Genomic DNA, 24051 nt, shown 5'->3' with positions numbered 1-24051 from the left:
GATGCCGATCCTCGGGCCCGATCTGACCTGCCAGATGCTGGCGCAGCGCGTCCTTGCCGTTCGCCCGAAGATCATCGTTGAAATCCCCGAGCCGCGGTTCCAGCACCCGCACGCGCACCCCGACCTCGGAGGCTCTGGCGCTCAACCTCCCTGCCGCAAGTTGCCCAGCCGGATCGCGGTCGATGGCGATGTAGAGGCGCTGGAGCCCCTCCGGCAGCAGGACCGCCCCGAGGTGTCCCGACGAGAGCGCCGCCCAGACGGGCAGACCTGGGATTGCCTCGGACAGGGACAGCATGGTCTCGATGCCTTCGCCGACGACGAGGATGTCATCGTGCGGGGTGAGCCTGACAGCATTGCAGAGGAGGTGACCCATAGCCCGACGCTGTGGATTCACTGCCGCCTTCCCCTGTCCGTCAGGCGCCAGCCAGGTGCGATGCACGCCCTGCACGGCCCCTGCCCCATCGGTAACCGCCGCGATCATCGCCGGTCTGGGGATGCTCCGGGTCTGCCCCTCTTCCCGATGCCAGCACTTCGGGTGGAAGCGTAAGGCGCCGTTCGCCCCGAATTGGGTGATGCCTCGGGAACGGAGGTAGGTCTCAGCAAGCGTGCCTGTGATCGGGTTCGAGGCAGCAAACAAGCGCGCCGCTGCCGCGGGAGTGCCACCGGGCGCCTTGGCCTTCCTCGGCTCTTGCTTATCCGGGACGACCGGCTGCGGACGGCCAAGATGCGCTCGGGCCTCGGCGAGAAGGTCGGGGAAGCGCGTGATCCCCGTCCGGGCGCGGATGATGTCCAGGAGATCGCCATGCTCGCCTGTGGCCCCATCCGTAAACTTGCCCGCTGCCCCTGGTCCCGACGCAGGACCCGTCAACCGCACGAAGAGCGACCGGCCGGGGTTGTTCTGCAGATCGCCGACGATCCAGTAGGATCCTTCCCGCCGTCCGGCGGGAAGGTAGGCACGACAGACGCCTTCGGCATTTTCTGCCAGATCGCGCACGAGGTCTTCGGTCTTGGAATACATGGGTCAACAACCTCCGCGATCATGTAGCCTTGCGACAGGACAACGTGCAAGCAGACGATCCAGTATCGCGACGCCATCGGCGTCGGTCGGGCAAAACAGCCGAAGCTTCCAACTAATGATCTCCGAGAAGAAGCCATCGGCCTTGAGCCGGTCCTTGGCGGCCTCGGTGAACCCGGAGAGCTCGATCCGGTTCACGCCCATAACGCGGGACCGATGGAGCTCCATCCCCTCGGCCAGCCGCACCACGGTCTTGCCCTCCAGAACGAGGGCATGGACCTGCGCCGCCGACAGAGTCGGCGCGTCACTCGCAAGCGTGGTCGCGACCCAGGCGGGCGAGACACGGCGGCCGATGATGCGCTGACCGTCATCGGTCTGCAGCCGGTAGACGCGGGTTTCGTCCTGGGGGAGCTGCTTCCAGATCGGCAGCAGCAGACCTGCGACGATGTGCAGCGTGGCTTCGGAGAACTCCGGCACCTCGGCCAGTTCCGCAGTCCACGCCGCAGTGAAGGCCGCGCGGTCGGCCTCGAGCCAGTGGGTGTCCTCCATGACCTTGGCCGGGACCGTGCTGGCCTCGGTCGGCCGGATCAGCCTGAGGCGTGGCTCGATGGTGCCATCATCCAGCATTAGGCTGGTGGCGGGCACCTGCACCGCGGCCCGGCCCGAGCGGCTGTTGACCAGAAGCCGCGCCTTCGGGTCATCGAGCCAGTCGAGCGCATCTGCGAGGGACGTCGGCGTGTTCCGCCGCTTCTCCGCGATGGTCAGCAGCTGGGTTTCCGCGCCAGAGCCGGGATGGGTGTAGATCACCCGCGCATCCGTGACGCGGAAGCTTTCGGCGCGCAGCGTCTCAAGCCCGAGGTCATAGACCCCGGCAACGATAGCGCCCTCGATCCGTTGATCGAGGAGTTCTTCGAAGGCTGAGAACAGCACAGCCTGCATGTCGATCGTCAGCGCGAGCAGACGATTGAGGAAGGTCGTGATCGGCGGCAGATCGTCCTTCAGCCCATTGTCATCGGTCAGGCTGAGGCCAGTGGCATCCTCGTAGGCCCCGAGCGAGCAGCCCGCCAGATCGCCGCGATAGATGCGGCGGTAAAGCTGGCGCAGGGCGTCGCGGGCGTAGGGCGACTCGAGGTTATCCTCGGGGCGGAACAACCCCTGGCCTCCGGTCTGGCGCTGGCCGCGCGTGATCGCGCCAAGCGTGTCGAGGCGGCGCGCAATGGTCGACAGAAACCGCTTCTCCGCCTTCACATCGGTGGCCACCGGTCGGAAGAGCGGCGGTTGCGCCTGATTGGTGCGGTTGGTGCGCCCGAGGCCCTGGATCGCCGCATCTGCCTTCCAGCCGGGCTCCAAGAGGTAATGGACCCGCAAGCGCTGGTTCTTCGCCCCGAGATCGGCGTGATAGCTGCGCCCGGTGCCGCCGGCATCCGAGAAGATCAGGATTCGCTTTTCGTCATCCATGAAGGCTTGGGTTTCCGCGAGGTTCGCGGCTCCAGCCCGGTTCTCCACCACGAGCCGTGCCGAATGCCCTTCGCCCTTCCGCACGATGCGCCGCGAGCGCCCTGTGACTTCGGCCACGAGATCGGTGCCGAAGCGCTGGACGATCTGGTCGAGTGCACCCGGCACGGGCGGAAGCGAAGCCAGTTTCTCGATCAGCGCGTCACGACGCCGGACGGCTTCGCGGCACTCCACCGGTTGGCCGTCGCGCATGACGGGGCGCGACGAGAGGTTGCCTTCACTGTCGGTGAAAGGCTCGTAGAGCTGCACCGGGAAGGAATGGGCGAGGTAGTCCAGAACGTATTCCCTGGGTGTGATGTCACAGCGGATATCATTCCATTCGTCGGTTGGGATCTCCGACAGGCGGCGTTCCATCAGCGCCTCACCCGTCGAGACGATCTGGATGACTGCCGCGTGACCCGCAGCCAGATCTGCATCGATGGATGCTATTAGCGTGGGGGTCTTCATCGAGGTGAGCAAATGGCCGAAGAATCGCTGCTTGGCGGTCTCGAAGGCGGACCGCGCGGCGGATTTCGCCTGACGGTTCAACGTGCCGCTCTCGCCAGAAATGTTCGCCGCATCCAACGCCGCGGTCAGGTTGTTGTGAATGATGGCGAAGGCCCCGGCATAGGCATCGTAAATGCCGCGCTGCTCGGGGCTGAGCGCATGTTCGAGCATCTCGTATTCGACACCGTCATAGGACAGCGACCGCGCCGTGTAGAGACCGAGCGCCCGGAGGTCGCGGGCGAGAACCTCCATCGCCGCGACACCGCCAGCCTCAATGGCTTCCACAAATTCCGACCGGGTCTGAAAGGGGAAATCCTCCCCGCCCCAGAGCCCGAGACGCTGCGCGTAGGCGAGGTTGTGGACCGTCGTCGCGCCTGTGGCCGAGACATAGACCACGCGGGCATTCGGAAGTTTGTGTTGAAGGCGCAGGCCCGCCCTGCCCTGCTGCGAGGCCATGGTATCGCCGCGCTCGCCTTTGCCGCCGGCGGCATTGGCCATGGCATGGCTTTCGTCGAAGAGGATCACCCCGTCGAAATCTGCCCCGAGCCAGTCGACGATCTGGTCGACGCGGGATTTCTTCCCACCTCGTTCTTCCGAACGCAGCGTCGCATAGGTGGTGAAGAGAATGCCCTCGGTCAGCGGGATGTCGCGGCCTTGTGCGAAACGCGACAGCGGCGTCACCAGCAGGCGCTCCTGCCCGAGCGCCGACCAGTCGCGCTGCGCGTCCTCGAGGAGCTTGTCGCTTTTCGAGATCCAGAGCGCCTTGCGGCGGCCTTGGCACCAGTTGTCGAGCAGGATCCCAGCCGACTGGCGGCCCTTGCCCGCGCCGGTGCCATCACCGAGGAAGAAACCCCGGCGGAAGCCGATAGCATCAGCGGTGTCCTCCGGTGCTGCGGATACCACGTCTCCGGTCTCATCGACGGTCCAAGACCCTGCGAGACGCGCGCCATGCGCCTCCCCCGCGTAGATGACGGTCTCGAGCTGCGCGTCTGACAGCAGGCCGTCGCGCAGGATGGTCGCCGGAAGCTTGGGGCGATAGCTCGGTTTCGGAGGTGCGACAGAGGCCATGGCCGCCGATTGCACAAGCTTGGTCGGGTGTGCGGTCGCTGCGGGGATGTCGATCGCCTGCAAACGGAAGGTCTCGTAGATCGCATCGGACAGACGTGTCGCGTCCTCGGCGTTGTCGCGGAGTTCGTAGCTTAGGTCCTCGACCTCGATCTGCGCTCCAGGTTTCTCCGGTTGAGCCGCAGAGGTCGCGCGCGATCGGTTGACGGGCTTGCATGTTGTGGGGACAGGATTTCCCGGGAAGAGGGGAGAGTGGACCAGACCCGCATTTGCGGCCCGTTCCATCTCGAGGCGCGGCGGAACCTCTGCAGTGACCCTGGACATTAGATGCGCCACGTCGGGGGACGTGGGCTGGTGCAGGTCAGCGGTGATGCCGCCCGGCTCACCGCCGCGGCATTTATCGAAGACAGAAATCCGCGTCTCGAAGCTGGTGCCGTGTTTGGCGAAAGCTGCGCCCGACACCGCGCCGGTGAAGATGAGATGGGCCGTCTCGGTCAGACGGCCGAAGGTCTCGGCCCAGGCCGGCGCATCCGGCGCGAAACCGGCCCCTGTGATGGCCACGAGCCGTCCGCCGGGAACCAAGCGCGCAAGGGCCGAGCGCAGATGTCGGGCCGTCGCCTCGGTCGACCGAACATCGACATTGGCTTGGGCCGAGAAGGGCGGGTTCATCAGAATGACGCTCGGGCTTGAGCAGGCATCGAGATGATCGTCGATCTGCGCGGCATCGAACCGGGTGACCGGTCGGGCCGGGAACAGCAGGCGCAGAAGATCGGCGCGGGTGCCCGCCAACTCGTTCAGAGCCAGAGTGCCGCCGGCGATCTCGGCGAGGATCGCCAGAAGCCCGGTCCCGGCAGACGGCTCTAGGACAAGATCACGGGGCGTGATCTGTGCTGCCGCCACAGCCGCGAGCCCCATGGGCAGCGGCGTCGAGAATTGCTGAAAGCGCTCCATCTCTTCCGACCGCCGGGTGTGCGTGGGCAAGAGGCCTGCCACCTTGGCGAGGATCGGCAAGAGCGCCGCAGGCGAGCCGGCACGCGCAAGCAGCGCCCGACCGAACTTTCGCAGAAAGAGGATCAGCGCCACCTCCCCCGCCTCATAGGCGAGCTTCCAGTCCCAAGCACCGGTCGCATCGGAACCGCCAAAGGCATGTTCCATCTCACGGCGCAGGCGCAGCGCGTCGATCTGAAGCCCTTGCGCCAGATCGGGCTGCAGCGCTTCGGCAACAGCAACGATCGCAGGGGCAGGACTTGCTGCTAACGGGACAATGGGCGCAGGCAAGGACGCCTGCACAACGGGGGCAAGATGGGTCATCGGGAAACTCCGGAATGAAAGACAGGATCAGGCCCGTACACCCTCTCTCGGGCAGCCTCGGACCTGATCTTTCCCGGTCCCTCTCTCCCTCTCGCACCAAGGTGTTCCCGACGCTTGGCTTGATTGTGTTCTTGTTGTGTTCTATTTTCAGAACCAAGCCAGAAAGGGGGTTCCACCATGGAAAGCACCAAGCACGCCATGCCCGTAACACCCAAGCAGATTGCCTATGCGCGGTCGCTCGCCCTGCGCAACCGGACGCTCCTGCCCTGGGAGGTTCAGCAAGACCGGCGATCTTTGAGCGCCTGGATCGAGGCTCAGGCCCGGCTGAGGCCCGTATCGGACATGGACCAGCTGCCCACCTCCAGGCAGGTGGCCTTCGCTGAGAAGCTCGCCCGGATCAAACAGTGCGCCGTTCCGGACGAATGCTTCGGCGACAAGGGGCTCATGTCGAAGTGGATCGACGGGAATAAGTGACTCGGCAGGATCACCCGAACCGCCGCCCTCCTTCCGTGAACGTATACGCGTTGACGATGATTCCCTCCTCGATGGCCTGGTCTGAGGTGAGGTGGTCGTATTCGGCTTCAAGCTGGCGGTAGAGCCAGCGGGCCAGATCACGCAGCGCCTCGGTCACGACTTCTTCCGCATCCTCGGTCGGCGGCTGCCAAGTCGCGCTGTCCCGCGTGATGTCCACCGACATGGTGTATTCATGGTAATAGCGGCCACGGTGGCTGGCCTCGGCGGCGAGTTGGTAGAAGTTTCGCCGCTGGATGGCCTGCAGGCGGTCGGCGATGCCATGCAGCGTCGCGTCCGTGGGCGCGTAGTCCCGGATGTGCGCGGCCGCGCCTTTGGTGTGGAACCAATAGCCCTCGAAGCAAGCGCCGTCGCCCTGGCTCCAGAAACCGGAAAACCAGATGCAAGGCTTGGCCCGCGCCCCGCCACCCATCATGCGGACAGGCGTGGTTTTCAGGCGGATGCCGAGGATCTCGCAGACCCGCTCAAAATCCTCATAGACCGCGTCCCACCAATCGTCATGGGGGCCAAGCTCGCGATACCAGCTGCGCGCCTTCTCCTTGGCGGCATCCGAGAGTTCGGGGAACTTGTAGACGGTGGTGCAGATCACCTCAGGCATCGATGTCCTCCCCGTTCAATGCGGCGGCCAGCCATTCTTGCGTGCTGGACCAGCCGATGGATTTGCGCGCCCCGAGATCAATGGCATGCGCACCGCCGCCAAAGGCGTCGAGTCGTGGCCGAGAGCAGGTCAGAGAATACTGGAACCCCCAAAGGCCGGTGAGGTCGAGCTCGTCCGCGAGGCGCAGCACGAAGCGGATGACGGCCTCGACATCGCCGTGGTCGTCGTCATGGATCCAGAGGGCCCTGCCATCGGGCGCGTCCTGGCGCACGAGGTCGAAGCCTGCGACCACCGGGTCGTCGGCGTCCTGATCCGCGGCGCGGAGTTCCTCGAACAGCGCAAGCGCGCGGGCGGCCTTGTCGGGGCTGCCGACGTCGATCAGGCATGAGAAATGGGTGAAGTAATCCGCCATGGGGACCTCCTGAATGGGAAAACCCGGCCGGGCGGCCGGGCGTTGCGTTGGAATGAAGGGGTGGTTGGGGGCGATCAGCCGGTGAGACTGTCGCCCGCCGCCTGTCGTGCGGCATGCGCGCAGAGCATCTGCCAGTAGAAACGCTTGCGCGCGGTCCGGAGGCCGCAAACGGCGCGTGTGTCGGGGTGCAGCGCCCGGACCGCCGCGCGAACCACTGCCAGTGGCGAAGCGGTCGACGGCAAGCCAAGACTTAGATAAGTGGGATCGGTCATGTCACGTGACCTCGACCACGGGCGAAGCGAGATGCGGATCGACCTGTGCCTCGATCCGTTCGGTTCGACCCATCCAAGGCTCGGGCCGAATGGCCCTCACCCAATCGGCGAAGCTCGGGATGAAGCCGAGGTCCTCCTTCACATGCTGCTCGCCGACCCAGCGGGTCGGGATGACGCGCCCGGCCGAGAGAGTGAGGGTCGGGCCGAAAATCGTCTCGGCCATGAAGATGCCCTCGGCATGGTGGCGCAACGCCCGGTGCCGAAAGTCGGCTGTGATCTCCTTGCTCTGGTCGAACCAGAAATGCACGGCGAGGTAGTCGTCGACCGTGCCGCCCCATTTCTTCACCGAGGACAGGGCGTGGTGATACGGATGTGCCATCGCCGCCCCCTCAGAAATCGTGGGTGGTGAGTTCGGACGAGGTGAAGCGCTCGTTGAACTCAAGGTGAATGGAACGCGCGCGCGCGTCGAAGCAGAATTCGCCGTAAGCCCCGTCGTTGTTTTCCCAACCGCCATGGGTGTCGGAGAGGAAGTCGTAGGCCAGCTGCTCCACGACATCTTCGAGCGAAAGCGCCCGCATCTCGACCTCCGGGGCGTCCCAGGTCAATGCGGCATAGGCGATCTCGGTCTTGGGGAAAGTGACTTCGGCGTCGCCAGCGTAGGCTTCGATGCTTTCAACCTGGCCGCTATCGCCATAGCCGTCGAAACTCACGGTCACATGGGTGATGCCCGCGGCAGTCAGGCCATCGAAGAGGCGCTCCTTGTTGGCCGGACGCAAAGCTGCGATCCGCGCGTCACGCTCGGACTGCCGAGCCAGCACGGCGGCGAAATCAATCCTGGACGGCGCCATCGGCGCGGCCAGAGTGGGTTCGATCTTGGACATTGGAAACTCCGAAATGAGGTAAAGGATCTGAACCCCGAGGCTCTCTCTCGTCCTCGTAGGCTCACATCCTCCCCTGCCCTTCTCTGACTCTCGGGCGTCACGCCGCGATCTGCAGGGCGCGAGATGCGAAGACACGCCAGAGCGGATCGACAAGACGGGCATCGAGAAAGTCGGCGTGGTGCCGCAGCCTTCGCGCGAGGCCATGTTCATGCCACTCGGCCGCCCGCATGGCCTGCGCGCGGGTCTGGCTGGCCTCGGACACGACGGCGAGGGCTTCGGCGGCATCCGAGACCGGGTGGCACCATGCGACCCCGCCATCATAGGTAGCGCCGGCCAGAACGAGGCGGCCCTCCCTATCGAGGATCGCCAGGATGCGCGGCGCGTCTTCAGGGGTGACATTTTCGGCGTGAACGACTGCCCCCTGCATGGCTTCGGCCAGCGTGGCAAACCGCTCCAGTACCTTGGGGTGTGCCTGCCCTGACATGAGAGCTGCGGGCGCATGGCAAGCCGTCGTGAGCGCAAACGGCAAGTCTTGATCTGCAAGAACGGTCAGGAAGCTCGGCGGCAAACCTGTCTTCTGTGTTTCCGGCTGAGTTTGGAGAGGAAGGTTGAACATGGGCATATCTCCGACGGTGCCGAGAGCCTCTCTCCCCGCTTCAAACCGTCAAAGACCAACCCCCCGCCCTCTTCCTCAGAAGGGTGACGGTGGCAGGCTCGCAAGGCGCGTCACAGCTTGCCCTGGGCCCGCAGGCTCAGTTCCGTCCCGGCGCCGACGATGATGTGGTCATGCAGCGTCAGGCCTAAAAACTTACACCCCTTCTGGATCTCCCCGGTCATGCTGAGATCGGCCTCCGACGGTGTCGGATCGCCCGACGGGTGGTTGTGGATCAGGATCAGCGCGCTGGCGTTCAGCATCAGCGCCCGCTTGATCACCTCGCGTGGATAGACCGGGACATGGTCGACCGTGCCGGTAGACAAAAGCTCATCAGCGATGATGCGGTTCTTGCGGTCGAGATAGAGGACATGGAAGCGCTCGATGGGACCTCGGACAGTCAGCGCACAATAGTCCATCAGCGCTTGCCAGCTGCCGATGACCGGGTTCTGGCTGAGGTAGCGGCCGAGGATGTCGCGTGCCTCGAGGATGACAGTTTGTTCCTGGGGGGTCATGGGGGTCTCGCTGAATTGCGCACACCGAAGTCCCCTGCCCTCTCGGGGCGGGGCCAGTGGCGTGCATGTGGAAGAGGAAAACGCGACCGCCGCGGATGCAGGCGGCCGCTGTGCCGGGCTTCGCGTCAGCCGACCCGGTCGAGGAGCTTCTTGGCGCGCCCTTCCATATCAAGGCGGGCATCCTGCTGAGTCTTGTCGCGCGCAAGCCGGGTAATGCCCTGTACGAAGTCGAAGATGCTCTCGGGCGGGCGACCTTCCTCCATCAGCACCTTCTCGATGATCTTGCCGGATTCGGCCTTCGAGAAACCCCGTTTGCGCAGGAAATCCGCGCGGTCTTCGTCGCTGCGCGCCACGACCTGCTGCCGCGCGGCCTTGATGCCGTTCACGAAGCCCTGCGGCGAGGAATTGGCAAACCGCGTCAGCGCCGGAGCCGCCTCATGGGCGAAGCGCGAGGCGGCGTATTTCGAGTGGCGGATCTTGATCTCCTGGAAATCCTCGACGCCCCAGAGGTTGCGGTTCTGGCACACCGCCCGCAGGTAAAAGCTCGCCATGCCGAGTGTCTTGGCACCGACCTCGGAATTCCAGCAATAGAAGCCCCGGAAGTAGAGGTCGGGAGAGCCGTCCGCCAGCTTGCCCGCCTCGATCGGGTTGCGATCGTCGACCAGGAACAGGAAGACATCGCGGTCAGACGCATAGAGCGTGGTCGTATCGCGGCTGATCTCGACATCGGGGTTATAGACTCCGGTCGACCAGTCGAGCACGCCCGGCACCTTCCAGCGCGTGTCGCCCGTGCCATTGCCTGCGATGCGCTGCACAGCCTCGACAAGCTCGAAATCGTGGATGCGGCCATAGTCGGGGCCGGTCACGGCGCGCAGCTCGGTGCGGCCATCCTCGGTCTCGAAGGTCTTGACCTGCTCGGCGCGGTGGTTGGTCAGACCATATTGAAGGTTGATCCCCGCTAGCGGCGCGGGCAACTGCCGCAGGTAGGAGGCCGGGGCACCGACGATGCTGGCAAGCTGGCCGAACGCCCAATGCGTGGGCGCGACAGGCTCTTGCGCTTTCGGCAAGACCAGGTGCAGCCGCTCGGGGTTGTCGCGCGCCGCTTCGACGCGGATATCCGCCGTCTGCACCACGCGGCTGCGGCTGCGCTCAGAGCGACCCTTCACATTGGCCCAGAGATCGTCGAGCGACAGGTACCGCTCGTCATCCGGCCTGTTGAACCATTCGGACGACACCCGCCCGTTCCGGTCACCCCGGCTCACATCCACTTTCCAGCCACTAGCCCGCGTCGGCTGTACCGCATCCAGAACTTCCACAACGCCCATCGGCATTCCTCCGCGACAGGCGCCGGGAGCCACTCTCCCAGCCCTCAACCCGTCACCGGGAAACCGGCCAACCTCAAACTCTGTCGGGCAAACGGCGCTAAGTCGGAGGCGCCGCACGCCCGCAACTCGCTGGTGTTGACCTGCGTTCAAAAATGGCAGAGGTTAAACAAGGCCTTTCTCGCAGGCCGGTGTGCCCGCCACGCGAAGCTTTGCAGCGATCTTGATTTCGAACAGCAGACCTCATGCCATCGGCGGGTCTGATTAGCAGCGGGCACCTAGTCAGATCCAGCTTGGACATGGATCATGACAGAGAACACTAAACTTAAAACTTTGAAACTCCTGGCGAAGCGTTACGCTAGGGCGACGGGTCAACCACAGCACGTAGCGCTCGACTTTGTTGCCAGTCGAATGGGCTTTGCTCATTGGAATGCGTTGACAGGCAGCGCCAAAGGAGAGTGGGTTCCCTCCGAAGCACAAGTTGCCACGATCAAGGCCTTCGTGGAACGGATCACTTCCTACGAGGGTGCGACCTTCGACCATATCTTCGGAAGCCCCGATGCCGTCACTCGAGGAGAAGTACGGGGGCATCCATACGAACTGAAAACAATGCTTGGTGACGTCCGCATGGATGGTGAGGGTTGGCAGATCGTGCTGCCAGAAAACCCTTTGGCCGCCCCTCGTGTCGAGATCGACATCAAGCATGCCCAGACCAGCCCGATGAACGATCGCGTGCTACGTGAAGAAGCCATCGGGATTGCGAGGGAAATGATGCAGAGCGTCAAGGCGCGGCGATTTGCCGATTGGCCACGGCGCGCCACAAAGCCGGATGCGGAAGGAAATGTGCGGCACCCGTTCTTGGAGATGGAGGAATCGAACCTCTGGTACTGCCTTCACTGCAACTCAGAGATCACCGGCCCACAGATCGCTGGAAACCAATGGCACTGCCCCAGCTGCGGCGCATCACCAATCAACATTTTTCCAGAAGCCTTCTGGCTGGAACCGACCGATGAAAAACCAGTGCCAGTCCAATCCCGCGCCGAAAGGCAAGAGATTGAACCCATCGTGTCAATTATAGATCCGCGGCCAAGGCTTGACCTCAACAGTGACCAGGTGACCCATTTGATCCGGGCTGCCCTGTTCGAGGATGCGACCAATGCCAGCGAGCGCATGGGAGCGAGTCTGGCCGAAATCTGGGTTGATGCCGATCTCGACGTGGTTGTTTCCTTCGAGGATCACTACTGGTCCGAGGACAAGGAGCCGACTGCTGCGATCGAAGTGGCCGCACTGCTTGGAATCGAGATTGAGTTGGAAGTTACTTGGTCGGATCCGTTGTTCGCATGGCCCGGTTTGGGCACCGTGACCCAGAGCACGGCCGAATATACGCGTTTGATGCTCGACGCGTATCGCAGTCACGGCGCGACCAGAACCAAAGACGAAATCTAGCTCGTGCGCACGTTGAACAATTAGGCGCATTCAAGGCGCTCAGCACCGGTAGGCAAGCGTGGATGCCTTTTCCAGTGGCCCGAAGAGACTTTTAGCCCGGCGGGTTTTCCCGCCGGGCCCGAGGGGGAGACCCCGTTCCTCAGAACGGGATCTCGTCGTCGCGGTCGACCAGCTCGGGGTTTTCATTCTCGGCCGACTTCGGGCGGCTCAGGAAGTCGACCTTCTCGGCGATGATTTCGCAGCCGTAGCGGTCGTTCCCCATGCTGTCGATCCACTTGGTGTAGTGGATGCGACCGTGGACGAGGACCTTCATGCCCTTTTCGCAGTGCTCCGCGACCGTCTTGCCGAGACCGTTGAAGCAGGTGATGCGGTGCCATTCGGTGTCCATGACCCGGTAGCCGTTCTCGTCGCGCATCACACGGCCTTCCGAGAGGCGGGGGCGCGAGGTGGCGAGGCTGAAGTTGGTGATCTTGGTGCCGCTCTGGGTGGTGCGGACTTCGGGGGTCTGACCGATGTTGCCGGCGAGGATGACGATGTTCTGCATGATAAGCTCCTGTGTTTCCTGTCTTCGGGACCGTCCCTTCGACAAGACCCTGAAAAAGCCCGTCGGGTGATGCGTGCACGGTGGACAGTATGGACACCGGACACCCCCAGAGGACCGGGATGGAGCGGGCAGGACGCCAAAGGCGGCCAACACGGCCCGGACTGACGCGGGGTTGCGCGCAGGAGACCGAACGGGATTAGGGGATTGTCAGTCGAAGGGATGGCCCAGGAGACAGAGAGATGCGGGGAGCCCATGCCAGACCATGTCCCCTTGCCAATCGGACTGTTTGACCCAAAGCCCAGCATCCCGCCAGCGGCCAAAGTGGCGATCACCAGTTCTCGTCCCACTGCCCTTGCCTGCTGGGAAATGCAGGGCCCTGCCGCGACATGCTAGCGATACCGGAACATCCAGGACCCGGCACGCATCAATGGCTTATTACGATCTCGAGGCACTGTCGCTCGGCGAGCTGACGAAAATTTAGGCGGACGTCGCCAAGGCGATCTCCACATTCGAGGATCGTCAGAAGGCGGAGGCCCGCGCCAAGGCGGAAGCTTTCGCCCAACCCTCTAAGCGAGAGCGCCGAAGTCATCTTGCGACCGCACCGTAGCGATGGGGCAGAAGAGCCATTTGCCGTCGGTCGTGCGAGGAGCAATGTCAGGCTTGGTGCAAGCGCAAGCGACGGTTTGCCTACCGATGCAACTGCGCCGCAAATACCCTCGATAGCCGCAGCGATGGTTTCGAGACACGCACCGAACCGCCTCCCCTTCATCGCGAAGGATAATCCGGCCACGTTCGATCACTCTGGCGTCGCGCCCGACTCTTCAGGGCCATGCGCCGCGGCATTGGCGCCCGTGGTTGGCTGTCGGCGAAAACCGTGACGAAAACCTGTTCCGCAATTGGTATTTTGGCATATTTACATCAAGTTACCTCTTTGGCACGCTCTGTCTGCGGTCGACGACCGAGGCAACGCGGGAGCGAACATTGGATTTCACCACCAGAGAAACTAATCCACAATTTCTCCCTGATGGCATCGAAATCCTCCTTGTTGATCATCTGCGGAAGATTTTCCGAGAGGATGAACGAGAACTCGAATCTCTTAACAAGCGCCTGGAGCAGGCTCGACAAGATGCCGAACGACTGAAGTCAAAGGCCAAAGACGCCGCCGATTTGCGGCTCCTAAAACTTCAAGCCTGCCTGGTTAAAGCCAACACCACCTGTGACCACGTCGCGGCGGAGCTAAGGAGCTTCGAGGGCAACCGGGAAAAGTGCCAAGACTTGATATTAAGGGCGCGCGAGGGGAGGTGGTCGAAGACAGAAAATGCGATAGCGAAGGAATTTGCCGACGATGCGCTGTCAGATCTGAAGCAGGAGATCGCGCGAGCCGAGACGCAGATCGAGGATTTACGGAAACGACATGACGAGACGTCACAAGAGACACAGTTCCTGACGGAAGCGCAGAACGCTGCCGAGCAGCAATTGTTTCTCTTGCTGGGAGGGGGGACTCCACCGGCATTTCATGAAGCTCTGAGAAAGCGCGAGACAGATCTCGAAGCGGAATTTCAGGCGGAATCAGAAGAAAACGTGGATCTATTGAGGACGCGTGAAAGCGATGTTTTGACTGCGGAAATCGATTTGAATCGGCTGAACGGCGAGATGGAGGCCGCTCGTGCACGGACCTCGCAAATGGCCTTGGCTGGGCGGATCGGGCGGATCGCACGAAATCTCGATCCGCGGAACTTGGTCTGGCGTAGTGAAGCTTCCATTCGAAAGGACATCGACACCCGACGGCAGGAATTGGACACTGCAAGCGCGGATGTAGAGCGTATCAGGAAAGAGTTGGCAGACCTGCGGGCCACTTACGAGACAGAGCTTGAGGCGCTGCCGGAGTCTCTGCGCGGAAAGCTGATCGACGAAACCAAAGCGAATTTGAGTGATATCTCAAACAAGCTCGCGAACATCGAGCGGATGGTCCACGAAATCAAATCCGAACTGGAAGCGCACGAATCTGAACTTTCGAAATACCGAAAGGAATTTGAGGTCGAGCATCAGCGGCATGTGACGGCTCGCTTGGATAACATGCTCTGTCACGCACAAACTGCGCTCGACGAAAACGAAAAAGAGATAGACGACGCGGCCGGGCGACTGCAACGTGCAGAACAGATCCGAGCGCGCCTTTTGAGTATGATCGACGGGCGACGTGCAAGGCTGGAAGCCGCACTTGCTGATTGCGATGGTCGGGCCAGAGCGCATCTCGAACCGCTCCAGCGCGCCGAGGCTCGTTTGCGTCGCCGGCTTCAGGATCGTGCGCAAAAGGCGGGAATGGTTCATGACCCGAAGACTGGCACGTTCGGGGAGCAGGAGGTTCCTCAACTCGAGACTGCTGTTGCCCGACCGACCTATCGACGGCGCGGCGAGGCCTTGTCCTCTCTTGCGACCTTGCCGGTCTTGCTCCAGCGCCGCGAGCAAACAGGCTATGTGAGCAAGGATGATGAAAGACTTGCGACGGTCTTTGCAGCCATTCGTGACGAAGTGGAGCCAAGTGAAGCCGAGCGCCCCGAATTCATCGACCGTTTCTGCGACATTGTCTTTGGCGATGACGAGGAGGAACGGCCGTTTTTCGTCTCCCTGGTGTCAAAGAAGGATGAGCAGCTGCTTGTTCTGGTTCGACCTGCAGAAGTGCTGCCGCAACTGCAAAGCTGCTTGCCTGAGGCAATGTCGGTTTGCCTGCTTTGCCGGCTCGATTACGGCTCCAGAAATACGCCGGACAACACGACGCTTCTAGTTCTGGACGCTGCGGTAGTTCCGGATTGCGCGCCCCGCCCGTTTGAGGCAGTAGCTTCTTTTTTGCGCTATACATCGCGACGCTCGTTGCCAGCAGCGGCACCTGCACTTGATGAGATCCTAGAGCAAGCGCTAGCTCTACCAGACATGCTGGAGGAAGAGCTCCAGGATCGGTTGACTGACTGGCAAGGCTATCTGGACTGGGCCAACCGCGAGATTTCGCGCAAGGCGCCTTGGGCAGCATTGGGACCCGGCGAGTGGGAAGACAATGCCTGGAATGGTGTTGTCATTTGTGAAGGTGCTGCGGCGGTCCGCCATATTTCCGGTGCCCGCCTGCCGAAGGACACACGCCGCAGTGTTGAGCTCTATCCATTGGAAGAACCCTGGAAGCAGGGTGATCGTAAGGGCCGCAACATCCGTTATCGCTGTACTGATTTCAAGGTAATCGGACCCGCTACACTCAGGCAGGATTTCTTGAAGGATTGCCCATGGCCTGACCCCAAAGCCATTCAGGTCCAGCTGAAATTTTCGCGCAAGGCTGATGTGGCTGCGTTGGCCAAGATGGCCGAAAGCACATCGCTTGGATTGAGAGATTTGAGCGAAGCAGCCGGCTCAAAGACGCAACTTGATCGTTACGGGTCAGCCCTGACGCAATTGCAGTTCGGGGCGAGCGGTCGGCGGCAAGCCAACCGCTTGCCCGCTGCCCCCTATTTGATGGCGTCGCTTTTCAACGTGGCGCTGGCGGCAAAACCATCAGACAGGCCTGATCGGCTTTTGAATGAGCCGATCGCCCAGATGTACCGCCTTAACGAGGATCAAAAAGCTGCCGTCGGCGTCATGCTGGCCGCGCCCGAAATCGCCTATGTTCAGGGCCCGCCGGGAACCGGAAAGACCACGATGATCGCTGCGGCTTGCGCGCACTTCGTCCGGTCGGGGCATCGCGTGCTGATTGCCTCGCAGACCAACCTTGCGGTCGAGAACGCCCTTGATCGCCTGAGGGATGACCCCGAGGTTCGACAGCTTTGGCTAAGCAAAAACGACGGAGAGGAAAGGAAATCGACAGCTGTCGCCGAGTGGTATGGGATGGCCGCAGAACATGTGAAACAGAAGGTGAGCGGGCCGCTCAAGTCGCTGACAGCAGAGGTCAAGCAACTGCAGGTCTGGCTCGGGCGCGCCCAAAAGCTGGACGATGACCGAAGGGTTTCTGATGCGGACATTGCGGCGCGCAAGGATACGCTCAAGCGAGCCAATGCACGGCTGGACGAGGTGAAAGCGCTCCAGAAGGCGGCGTCAGAAACTAACAGGCGTGCGGCATGGTGGGCCATGGCTCGCAACGCGCTTGCGAATTTGGAGGATTGGGATCCCTCCTGCTTTTGGCCTGAGCTCGCGCCAGATGTGGCCGAGCTTCTAGCAATGATTGTTGAGCAGGAGGGAGGTAGGGCGCATCTTGAGGTCTCGGCGCCAGCTCTGCATCGCCAGGCGCAAGAACGGATCCGCGGCATCCAGTCGAGGTTGAGGGACGAAGGGGATCAAGTTGGACGAGAGAGCGCCGAGGGCGCAAGACAGCGGATACTCGATGCGTGGCCGGATAATGTGTCGCCCGTGGCGGAAGGATCCGGCGACGACGAGGCGAGCGCAAAAACCGAAGCAGTGGCCGGTCGCGCGCGTCTGCTTGCACAGCAGGCCCTGGACGATGCACGCATCCGTGGCGATACGGTCAATGAACAGTGTCTGAAACTGTTGTCGGAGGCGAGTGAATTTCTCGATCTTCCGGCCGAATCCTCGCCGTCAGACCTTTCAGCCGCAATTGCCCGGATCGAGGGCATTCTGGACTTGCAAGCAAGCCGCCTAGCAGAAGCCAATCCACTTGAGGATTGGTTGCCTTTGCTGGATCAATGGGTTGGCGACCTAAAGCAGCAGGCAGACAAACCCTCCGCCACGGATCGCATGGGCGAACGCTACGTCCGCAGCGCCAATGTTATCGGCATCACGTGCAACGCCGACTTCAGGATCCTTTCGGACAACGGATTTTCCAGCTTTGATGTGGTGATCGTTGACGAGGTCAGCAAGGCGACTCCGCTGGAGTTGCTACGCCCGATGCTTCTTGCACCCAAGACGATCCTTGTTGGTGATCACCGGCAGCTTCCTCCGACGTTCGAGTTTGCGTCTTTCTCGAACCCGGACACGTCTCCCACGGACGACGAGGATGCGGATGCTTTGGAGCGTGAGGCAGAATTGCTTCGTAAATACGAGCGTTTGACGACGGCATCGCTGTTCCGCGACGGCTTTGCCGAAATAGACCCCCGTAGTAGGGCAGCCCTGAACACCCAATACCGCATGCATCCGCAGATCATGTCGCTGATCAATCGTTTCTACGATGGGCGATTGAAATCCGGACTGACCGATCCGGATGGGCTGGATACCAGCGCCAGATGGTCATGGAGGACACATGGCCTAAACCTGAACTCTCGATCCGGCGGACAATATCTTACAGAGAGTCTTCATGCGCTGTGGATCGACAGTTCGGAAGATGAAGCCGGAAAGGTTGCCTACGAGGACAGCGACGGGACCGGCATCGGAAACAAGCTTGAGGCACGGCTCGTTGCCCAAGTCGTCGAGGACCTCGTCAATACCTGCGAACGGGAACATCGCACCAAGACCATCGCCGTCGCCACTTTCTACAACCGCCAGAAAAGGTTGATCCGCAAAGAACTCGAGTCCAGGCTCGGCCAGCGTTTCAAGGGCCTACAAATAGACGTCGAGACGGTCGACCGATTCCAGGGGAAGGAGGCGGACATCGTGATCGTGAGCATGGTTCGCAACAGATCTCGGCGTTTGGGCAAGAACTCCAATCCGGCGAAATTCGAAAGGATCAATGTGGCGTTCTCGCGGGCGCGCGATCTCTTGGTGGTGATCGGAGCGCGAAAGACCTTCGAGCGATTTGAGGTTGCGATCGAACCTGTTGACGGTGGCGCGCCGCGACGCACCCCCGTCTATGGGCAGATCATCGGTGACATCAAGGAACTTGGCGGTCTCTGGCAGGCCAAAGATATCCTTGGGCCAAAACCGCTGCGCTCCAAGAGGAATAATCCATGAGGCTAGGAGAGGTATCTGTGTGGTTTCCGGTCCTGCACCTTCGTGCAAAGGTAACCTATCGCCTCCTTCCGGAACTCACTCCACTGCACCGGGCTCTGGAAGAGGCAGTGGTTCGGTTTTCGCAAAGCGACAATACCTTGGCCAAAGCACCGATCGGAAGCTTGTTTCGGGAGGTTTTTGGCGTGTCGGGCGCAAGGGAAATCTTGCCCGATGTGCTCGGCGATCTTATCGAACGCGGGCGCGTTCATCGGGTCGCAGAGCACGAAATCGACCCGTCCTTGCTCCGCCTTTCCGATCTTGCGCCCGGGCCAGAGGAGCCGAATGGTGCATGCGCGGCGGAGCCGTCAGAGCAAGCCCAAAAATCGGCACAGGATCGAACAATCGAGCGGTTCTTTGATCCGGTGCTAGAAGAAATCGTTGAGGCCGGTGTTCTGCTGCCCGAGCCCGTGGAGGGGAGCTGTTTCCGTATCCCTGTCGATCCTTTCGCGACCGATCCTCCTCGGCATTGGATCGACGGCGAACTCAGGGCTGATTTGCAAGACGACATGCAAGTATACAATGCAACCTGCGAGAAGATGGGTCATCGATGGCGACGCAGCGACGCGATGCTTGTCCTCAATGACGGCGAGCTTTCCTTCGAATGCAGCGACCCGCGCGAGAGCGAGTACCTACGCGGTCTTCCACAAACGGTGCGGCGTTCCTGGTTGTTGCCGGACCGCCAGGACGGATCGAACCACTCCAGCCTTGACGATGATGCCGAGGTCTCGCTCCATTGCCGTTTGCCCGAGGGGCTCGATGGGCTGACATTGGTTCGTGGCTTGCCCGAGACTATATCAACTGAGTTGGATTTTCCGTCATTGGCCGTCCTGGCCAAGCTCGATCCCGTGGCGGGGGTAACCGCGCCGACCTTCATTTCGCCGCCGGCCCGGGGGCAAGCCATGCGGGTGGCTTATCCGCGCGAAGACAATCCAGGTGTCGCGGGTGTCTTTCTGGCGAGGGAGGGGCGCGAATACCTTAGGTTGCCCATCATATGGGAAGGATTGCACGCTGAAATCGGGGTGTTCCGCAGGACAGGTGGCTTTGCGCAGAGCGGTTCGGAATGGAGCGAATTGGTCGCTGCCCTTGAAAGTGAATGCCGGTTTTCGGAAGCGCCGGAGATATTTGTGCTGCCTGCATTTTGGCTGAAGCCGTCAGAGTTTTGGATGGGGCTCATTGATCGGGTCAGGCATGAGCCGGGGTCGCAAACGTGGATGCAAAGGATTGTTGACGCGTTGGAAATTCTGCCGCGCCCTATCATTGAAGGGCTGGTCGAAACCTTGGCGAGTGAACCCTCACTGGCTCAATTCCGACGTTCACAGCCTGAACTCGGTAGACTCGACCCTACGGCAACGGAACTTGCTTCCGAAATTAATGAGCAATCTCGGGAGGTGGGGCATATTCCGCCCGAATGCGACAGGGTCGTCGCATTTGATACCTCTGCTATTCTTGAGTTCGGCGACCTCGCCGATCACCTCTTGCCGACAGATTTTTTTGTTTTTCCGCAAACGGTTGCGGACGAAATCGAAAGGAAGAAAACACAGCGAGACGACTTCCGATGGAAAAGTCGGAAGAATTTGCGCGCAATTTCGACACTTCCGAAAAATCAATGGACGGCACCTTTCCCTGATGTGAGCCACCTAAAGTCAGGCGACAAACGAAATGCAGATGGAGAGATTATTGCAGTCCTGATTCCGTACCGTCAGCCAGATCGCAAAATAATTCTCGTCTCCCAGGACCTGGATTTCGTGCCGAGGTGCAAATCATACGATATCGATGTGATGACGGCAGAAGTTTTCATAGCCGAATCAAAGACACGGCGGAGGGACATCCAGAAATGAGCTTTGTGGCAGATAGGCGTTGGCGAATAGAAGCTCAAAAGCGAAGAGAGATGTATCTCGACCGCATCCGGGACACTACAGCGAGATATGCCGAACGAAACCTCGAACGCCTTGATGCCTTGGCTGAACAAGGTTTGGATGTTTTCGTTGCAAAAGATTACGGCGATTGCCGCAGGGCGCTTGCGCGGGTCGAACAGTTGCTAAGCAGAGACCCGGAACAAGCGCGGGATGAAAACATCCGCTTGTCCGGTATGATGCGTGGCTTGAACGGCCGCGCCCGTGAGAACCGTCGCGCCGCTCAGGCCGCCGAGAGAGAAGCGGCAGCCGCAGCCGCCGAGGCCGAGCGAGAAACCGCGCGGGCGCGCCTGGCGGGCGAACGCGATGCGCGGACCGAAAGAAACGCGCAGGAGCTGGCTGCACAGAGTAATTTGCTCGATATGCTTCGCAAAGCGCGTGCATCCTTGCCGGGCGCAATCGAGCGGGACCTCTGCCAGCAGGATCTGATGGCGCTTCGCCGTGAGATTGAGAGCGCGCCAATCGACCTTGCGGTTTATGAGCGTCGGCGTTCAGAGCTGGCAAGCCGCCTTGATGCAGTAATGGCGGGCGCCCGAGAAAAGGCCGAAACTCTCAAACACGCCAAGCAACGCGAAGACGACCGACGCGAGAAGGAAGCCCTGCTGGAGGACGCGATGGCGGTCTATGCGCAATTGGGCGACGATCTGGCCCAAGCAGCGATCAGTGGCTTGCGACCGAACCTGACCGATGAGGGGCTTACGCTGCAAGACTTGGATGAAAGGCTTTCTGCGATCCGCCAAGCGGCCGATGAACGCGCCCTGCAGGAGGCCGCGCGACGGCACGTGGTTTCTGGTCTTTTACGAGAACTGCGCAACGCGGGGTTTGTCGTTACCGACCCGAAGCTCGAAGCGGGCGAGGCCGCCGCCGTGGTGATCAAAGCACAGCGACCGTCTGGCGCGCAGGCGGCTTTTCGCGTCAATCTGGATGGGATGACTTACAAATTCGATCACTATCAAGGGCAGGCTTGCCTCGATGACGCTGACAAGGTCTTACCTCGGCTGCAGGATATCTACGGGATCGAACTCGAGGAAGAGAAGGTTTCGTGGCGCAATCCGGACATGATCGGAAAATCGGCCAAGCAGTTGCCGGACGGTTCGGAGGAGCGCAGGAAATGAAACCGGTTCATCGTCCTGTATGGTTGCGTAGCTTGGAAACGCATGCGGGCCTGGTGTCTTGCCTTGTCGTTCACGGCGAAATTTACGATCTGCGCCGCAATCCTTGGACGACAGAGTATCAGCGCATACCCGAAATGGTCGCCGCGGCCCTTCGCGAGGGCGCCTTCAAGTCCGTGATCGAATGGGATCCCGTAACAGGGGTCCACGGCCGCGATGCGGCGAAATGGGAGACCCTAGCCAGCTCGGCAGGGCCGACCGACGCGCGGGGCGCGACATATGCTGTTGCCCCAGATGCGCGTTTTGACAGTGCGGAACCTTCGCCGGTTACTGTGGAAGATTTCGTCGCCATCGTGCTCAGGGTACTGTCCGACAAGACCGCGCAGCCGACGGCCTTTGTCGCCAATCTGGCGAACTTTGCGTTCTCATTCGGCCAGAATCCATCACAGAGTGAACGAGACCTACTTGCGCAACTTGCCAAGGCCATTGTCGGCGCGGCGCACCCAGAGGACGCAGGGCCAAAGAACCTGTTGGTTCTGATCACTCCCGCCGCCCACGCGCTTCCCTTGTCGATGCTACCGGGACCGGCGCATCTGCGCGAGGTCGTCGTGCCGCTGCCGGACCGGCAGGAGCGGTCCACGATACTTGGAGACCGGCTCCATCAATGGCGGCTGAAGAACCGACCCAAGGCCGGTCAGGCGGGTTATGAGGACCTGATTGATGCGCTCGACGGGATGTCGTGCCAGGATATTCTGAATATCGAAGGATTGTCTGTCCGATGCGCTGAAACCGAAGAGTTGACGGCCGACAGTCTGTTGAGCCTCTATCGTCATGGTATTCAGACCAGTGCGTGGGAGGCACTCAGCCGCGATAAGCTTCTCTCGATGCCGGCCATGTTGGAAGAGCGCGTCAAAGGCCAAACTCACGCGATTGAGAAAGTCACCGCTGTCACCATTCGTGCCTTTACCGGGCTTTCAGGCTTGCAGCATTCTAGGCGGCAACGAATGCCGAAAGGTTCTCTTTTCTTCGTCGGTCCCACCGGGGTCGGTAAGACGGAACTGGCAAAATCTCTCGCGGAGTTCCTCTTTGGGGACGAAGAGGCGTTCATTCGCTTCGACATGTCAGAGTTCAACCATGAACACAGCGATCAAAGACTCATCGGCGCGCCGCCGGGATACGTCGGCTATGAAGAGGGTGGGCAGTTGACGAATGCCATCCGAAAGCGTCCTTTTTGCGTCCTCCTCTTCGACGAAATCGAGAAGGCCCATGTACGAATTCTCGACAAGTTTCTGCAAATTCTGGAGGATGGCCGCCTTACCGACGGACGTGGTCAAACCGTGAGCTTCTCGGAAGCAATCATAATATTCACCTCAAACATTGGTGCAGCCGAGATAGCTCCGACATTGACCGACGAAGAGACGAGGAAGGCTTTCAACAGCAGCGTGCGGGATCATTTCGTTAGAGAAATGGGGCGACCTGAACTTTTGAACCGAATTGGTGACAATATCGTCGCGTTCAACTTTGTTCGTGACAGGGGCTTTCTGGCTGAAATCATGCGGAGCAAACTTGGCTCGCTTCGCGCGCAGCTCCAAGACAAATATGGTATTCGAGCCGTCCGGATCGCTGAGGAACGTGTATTTCTTGAGAAGGTTGCAGGCGAAATCGACCCCACCATGGGCGGACGCGGAGCCATCACCGCATTGACGAAATGGGTGATCGACCCGATTTCCACTTTTCTTTTCAACGAGGTGCCGGATCGGGCCATGTGTATTGGCCAAACGCTTGTTATCGAGTTGGCTGACGAAGATGTGCCTCGTGTGACACTTGAGGCGTCATGACCCGCTATTTGAACATTGCTTCCCGCATACCCTGCACGTCCGTTGAAGGGCCTGGCCTACGCTATGCGCTTTGGGTTCAGGGCTGCGACATCGATTGTCCCGGATGCTGCAATCCGGATTTGTTACCCTTCGTGCGCAGGCAGACCATTCTTTCATCGCGAATCGTGGACGAGATAGAGCAGGCCCGCGACCACTACGGCATTGAAGGGGTCACTTTCCTTGGAGGTGAGCCGTCATATCAAGCACAAGGGCTAGCGGAGGTCGCCTCCTCCTGCCAGAGACTTGGAATATCCGTAATGGTATTCACCGGCTTCAGGCTGGAACACCTTCGTCGGCGAAATCTGCCGGGAGTTGAAGCGTTGCTTGACCACTCTGATATCGTGGTCGACGGCCCCTTCGTTGCTGCACTGCCGGATCAGAGGCGAAATTGGGTAGGTTCCTCGAACCAGAGGTTCCACTACATGACATCAAGATACGAGCGCTCGATTGAGACGTCATCTTTTGATCGCCCGGCTGTCGAAGTGCGTGTGGGTTTGGACGACCAATTGCGAATGAATGGATTTCCAATGATCCATTCTGCGGAGCCTCCCTTCAAGCCGAGTTGAGACGGAGACGGGTGGATATCGGGCATAGGCGGTCACTCCGCCGTCGATATGCCCAGGGGGCGCACCTGCGCCGCGCCCGGGGCCCAAGGGAGGTGGGGCCGA

At 61.1% G+C, this 24051-nt stretch carries 18 protein-coding genes; 7 read left to right on the top strand and 11 right to left on the bottom strand.

Going from position 1 to position 24051, the window contains the following annotated elements; genetic code table 11:
- Together AC2FLX_RS08285 and AC2FLX_RS08280 are read right to left on the bottom strand one after the other, a co-directional pair.
- Positions 1-1018 (bottom strand): DUF7146 domain-containing protein (locus tag AC2FLX_RS08285; protein ID WP_496875407.1); only part of this gene is annotated, 1018 nt, incomplete at its 3' end.
- Between the two features lie 3 nt (positions 1019-1021).
- Positions 1022-5392 carry a strawberry notch-like NTP hydrolase domain-containing protein gene (locus tag AC2FLX_RS08280; RefSeq protein WP_496810139.1) on the bottom strand — a complete coding sequence of 1457 codons (4371 nt, stop codon included), beginning with the start codon at positions 5390-5392 and terminating at the stop codon, positions 1022-1024.
- Positions 5393-5569: 177 nt separating this feature from the next.
- Here AC2FLX_RS08280 and AC2FLX_RS08275 point away from each other — a divergent pair, with 177 nt between their 5' ends.
- Positions 5570-5866, top strand: a complete 297-nt coding sequence (locus tag AC2FLX_RS08275) for a hypothetical protein (RefSeq protein ID WP_496810138.1) — start codon at positions 5570-5572, stop codon at positions 5864-5866.
- A gap of 10 nt (positions 5867-5876) precedes the next feature.
- On the opposite strand, the gene AC2FLX_RS08270 is transcribed toward AC2FLX_RS08275, so the two are convergent.
- The 8 genes from AC2FLX_RS08270 to AC2FLX_RS08235 form a co-directional block, all read right to left on the bottom strand.
- Entirely contained in the window at positions 5877-6521 is a 645-nt protein-coding gene (locus tag AC2FLX_RS08270; protein ID WP_496810137.1) for a DUF8835 domain-containing pootine, read from the bottom strand.
- Complete coding sequence (locus AC2FLX_RS08265; protein WP_496810136.1) at positions 6514-6933, bottom strand: hypothetical protein; 420 nt, start codon at positions 6931-6933, stop codon at positions 6514-6516. Before AC2FLX_RS08265 ends, AC2FLX_RS08270 begins: the two co-directional genes overlap by 8 nt.
- A 74-nt stretch (positions 6934-7007) precedes the next feature.
- Positions 7008-7205: a hypothetical protein gene (locus tag AC2FLX_RS08260; protein WP_079921049.1), complete on the bottom strand. Its 198-nt coding sequence runs from the start codon at positions 7203-7205 to the stop codon at positions 7008-7010.
- Position 7206: 1 nt separating this feature from the next.
- Entirely contained in the window at positions 7207-7584 is a 378-nt protein-coding gene (locus AC2FLX_RS08255; RefSeq protein WP_496810135.1) for a DUF6915 family protein, read from the bottom strand.
- 10 nt (positions 7585-7594) lie between these two features.
- On the bottom strand, positions 7595-8086 hold the full coding sequence (locus tag AC2FLX_RS08250; protein ID WP_496810134.1) for a DUF6878 family protein: 492 nt from the start codon (positions 8084-8086) through the stop codon (positions 7595-7597).
- A 97-nt stretch (positions 8087-8183) separates the two neighbouring features.
- Positions 8184-8702 carry a DNA repair protein RadC gene (locus AC2FLX_RS08245; protein WP_496810133.1) on the bottom strand — a complete coding sequence of 173 codons (519 nt, stop codon included), beginning with the start codon at positions 8700-8702 and terminating at the stop codon, positions 8184-8186.
- A gap of 110 nt (positions 8703-8812) precedes the next feature.
- Positions 8813-9253: a JAB domain-containing protein gene (locus AC2FLX_RS08240; RefSeq protein ID WP_078572106.1), complete on the bottom strand. Its 441-nt coding sequence runs from the start codon at positions 9251-9253 to the stop codon at positions 8813-8815.
- Positions 9254-9378: 125 nt separating this feature from the next.
- On the bottom strand, positions 9379-10578 hold the full coding sequence (locus AC2FLX_RS08235; RefSeq protein WP_167646886.1) for a DUF932 domain-containing protein: 1200 nt from the start codon (positions 10576-10578) through the stop codon (positions 9379-9381).
- A 303-nt stretch (positions 10579-10881) separates the two neighbouring features.
- Between AC2FLX_RS08235 and AC2FLX_RS08230 the strand changes: the two genes are divergently transcribed.
- Positions 10882-12021, top strand: a complete 1140-nt coding sequence (locus AC2FLX_RS08230) for a hypothetical protein (protein ID WP_496810132.1) — start codon at positions 10882-10884, stop codon at positions 12019-12021.
- A gap of 139 nt (positions 12022-12160) precedes the next feature.
- On the opposite strand, the gene AC2FLX_RS08225 is transcribed toward AC2FLX_RS08230, so the two are convergent.
- The gene (locus AC2FLX_RS08225) at positions 12161-12565 is read right to left on the bottom strand and encodes a single-stranded DNA-binding protein (RefSeq protein ID WP_008335991.1); all 405 of its coding nucleotides are present in this window, start codon (positions 12563-12565) and stop codon (positions 12161-12163) included.
- A 981-nt stretch (positions 12566-13546) separates the two neighbouring features.
- Here AC2FLX_RS08225 and AC2FLX_RS08220 point away from each other — a divergent pair.
- The 5 genes from AC2FLX_RS08220 (at position 13547) to AC2FLX_RS08200 (ending at position 23949) form a co-directional block, all read left to right on the top strand.
- Complete coding sequence (locus AC2FLX_RS08220) at positions 13547-18442, top strand: DEAD/DEAH box helicase (RefSeq protein WP_496875406.1); 4896 nt, start codon at positions 13547-13549, stop codon at positions 18440-18442.
- Between the two features lie 137 nt (positions 18443-18579).
- Positions 18580-20319, top strand: coding sequence for a PIN domain-containing protein (locus AC2FLX_RS08215; RefSeq protein WP_496810179.1), 1740 nt, complete (start codon positions 18580-18582; stop codon positions 20317-20319).
- A 50-nt stretch (positions 20320-20369) separates the two neighbouring features.
- Positions 20370-21509 (top strand): hypothetical protein, encoded by a 1140-nt coding sequence (locus tag AC2FLX_RS08210; RefSeq protein ID WP_496810178.1) that lies wholly within the window; start codon positions 20370-20372, stop codon positions 21507-21509.
- Complete coding sequence (locus AC2FLX_RS08205) at positions 21506-23344, top strand: AAA family ATPase (RefSeq protein ID WP_496810177.1); 1839 nt, start codon at positions 21506-21508, stop codon at positions 23342-23344. The genes AC2FLX_RS08210 and AC2FLX_RS08205 overlap by 4 nt, the downstream gene beginning before the upstream one ends.
- Positions 23341-23949: a 4Fe-4S single cluster domain-containing protein gene (locus tag AC2FLX_RS08200; protein WP_496810176.1), complete on the top strand. Its 609-nt coding sequence runs from the start codon at positions 23341-23343 to the stop codon at positions 23947-23949. Before AC2FLX_RS08205 ends, AC2FLX_RS08200 begins: the two co-directional genes overlap by 4 nt.
- Positions 23950-24051: the final 102 nt, after the last annotated feature.

This window comes from Ruegeria sp. YKSF57 (genome assembly GCF_059612585.1).
The sequence above is the reverse complement of the archived record's forward strand: the minus strand, read 5'-3'. Positions and strand labels throughout refer to the sequence as shown.

Coding starts and splice junctions, on each gene's coding strand:
- AC2FLX_RS08280 (WP_496810139.1), bottom strand. CDS start 5,392: ATGACCCATCTTGCCCCCGTTGTGCAGGCGTCCTTGCCTGCGCCCATT.
- AC2FLX_RS08275 (WP_496810138.1), top strand. CDS start 5,570: ATGGAAAGCACCAAGCACGCCATGCCCGTAACACCCAAGCAGATTGCC.
- AC2FLX_RS08270 (WP_496810137.1), bottom strand. CDS start 6,521: ATGCCTGAGGTGATCTGCACCACCGTCTACAAGTTCCCCGAACTCTCG.
- AC2FLX_RS08265 (WP_496810136.1), bottom strand. CDS start 6,933: ATGGCGGATTACTTCACCCATTTCTCATGCCTGATCGACGTCGGCAGC.
- AC2FLX_RS08260 (WP_079921049.1), bottom strand. CDS start 7,205: ATGACCGATCCCACTTATCTAAGTCTTGGCTTGCCGTCGACCGCTTCG.
- AC2FLX_RS08255 (WP_496810135.1), bottom strand. CDS start 7,584: ATGGCACATCCGTATCACCACGCCCTGTCCTCGGTGAAGAAATGGGGC.
- AC2FLX_RS08250 (WP_496810134.1), bottom strand. CDS start 8,086: ATGTCCAAGATCGAACCCACTCTGGCCGCGCCGATGGCGCCGTCCAGG.
- AC2FLX_RS08245 (WP_496810133.1), bottom strand. CDS start 8,702: ATGTTCAACCTTCCTCTCCAAACTCAGCCGGAAACACAGAAGACAGGT.
- AC2FLX_RS08240 (WP_078572106.1), bottom strand. CDS start 9,253: ATGACCCCCCAGGAACAAACTGTCATCCTCGAGGCACGCGACATCCTC.
- AC2FLX_RS08235 (WP_167646886.1), bottom strand. CDS start 10,578: ATGGGCGTTGTGGAAGTTCTGGATGCGGTACAGCCGACGCGGGCTAGT.
- AC2FLX_RS08230 (WP_496810132.1), top strand. CDS start 10,882: ATGACAGAGAACACTAAACTTAAAACTTTGAAACTCCTGGCGAAGCGT.
- AC2FLX_RS08225 (WP_008335991.1), bottom strand. CDS start 12,565: ATGCAGAACATCGTCATCCTCGCCGGCAACATCGGTCAGACCCCCGAA.
- AC2FLX_RS08210 (WP_496810178.1), top strand. CDS start 20,370: ATGTATCTCGACCGCATCCGGGACACTACAGCGAGATATGCCGAACGA.
- AC2FLX_RS08205 (WP_496810177.1), top strand. CDS start 21,506: ATGAAACCGGTTCATCGTCCTGTATGGTTGCGTAGCTTGGAAACGCAT.
- AC2FLX_RS08200 (WP_496810176.1), top strand. CDS start 23,341: ATGACCCGCTATTTGAACATTGCTTCCCGCATACCCTGCACGTCCGTT.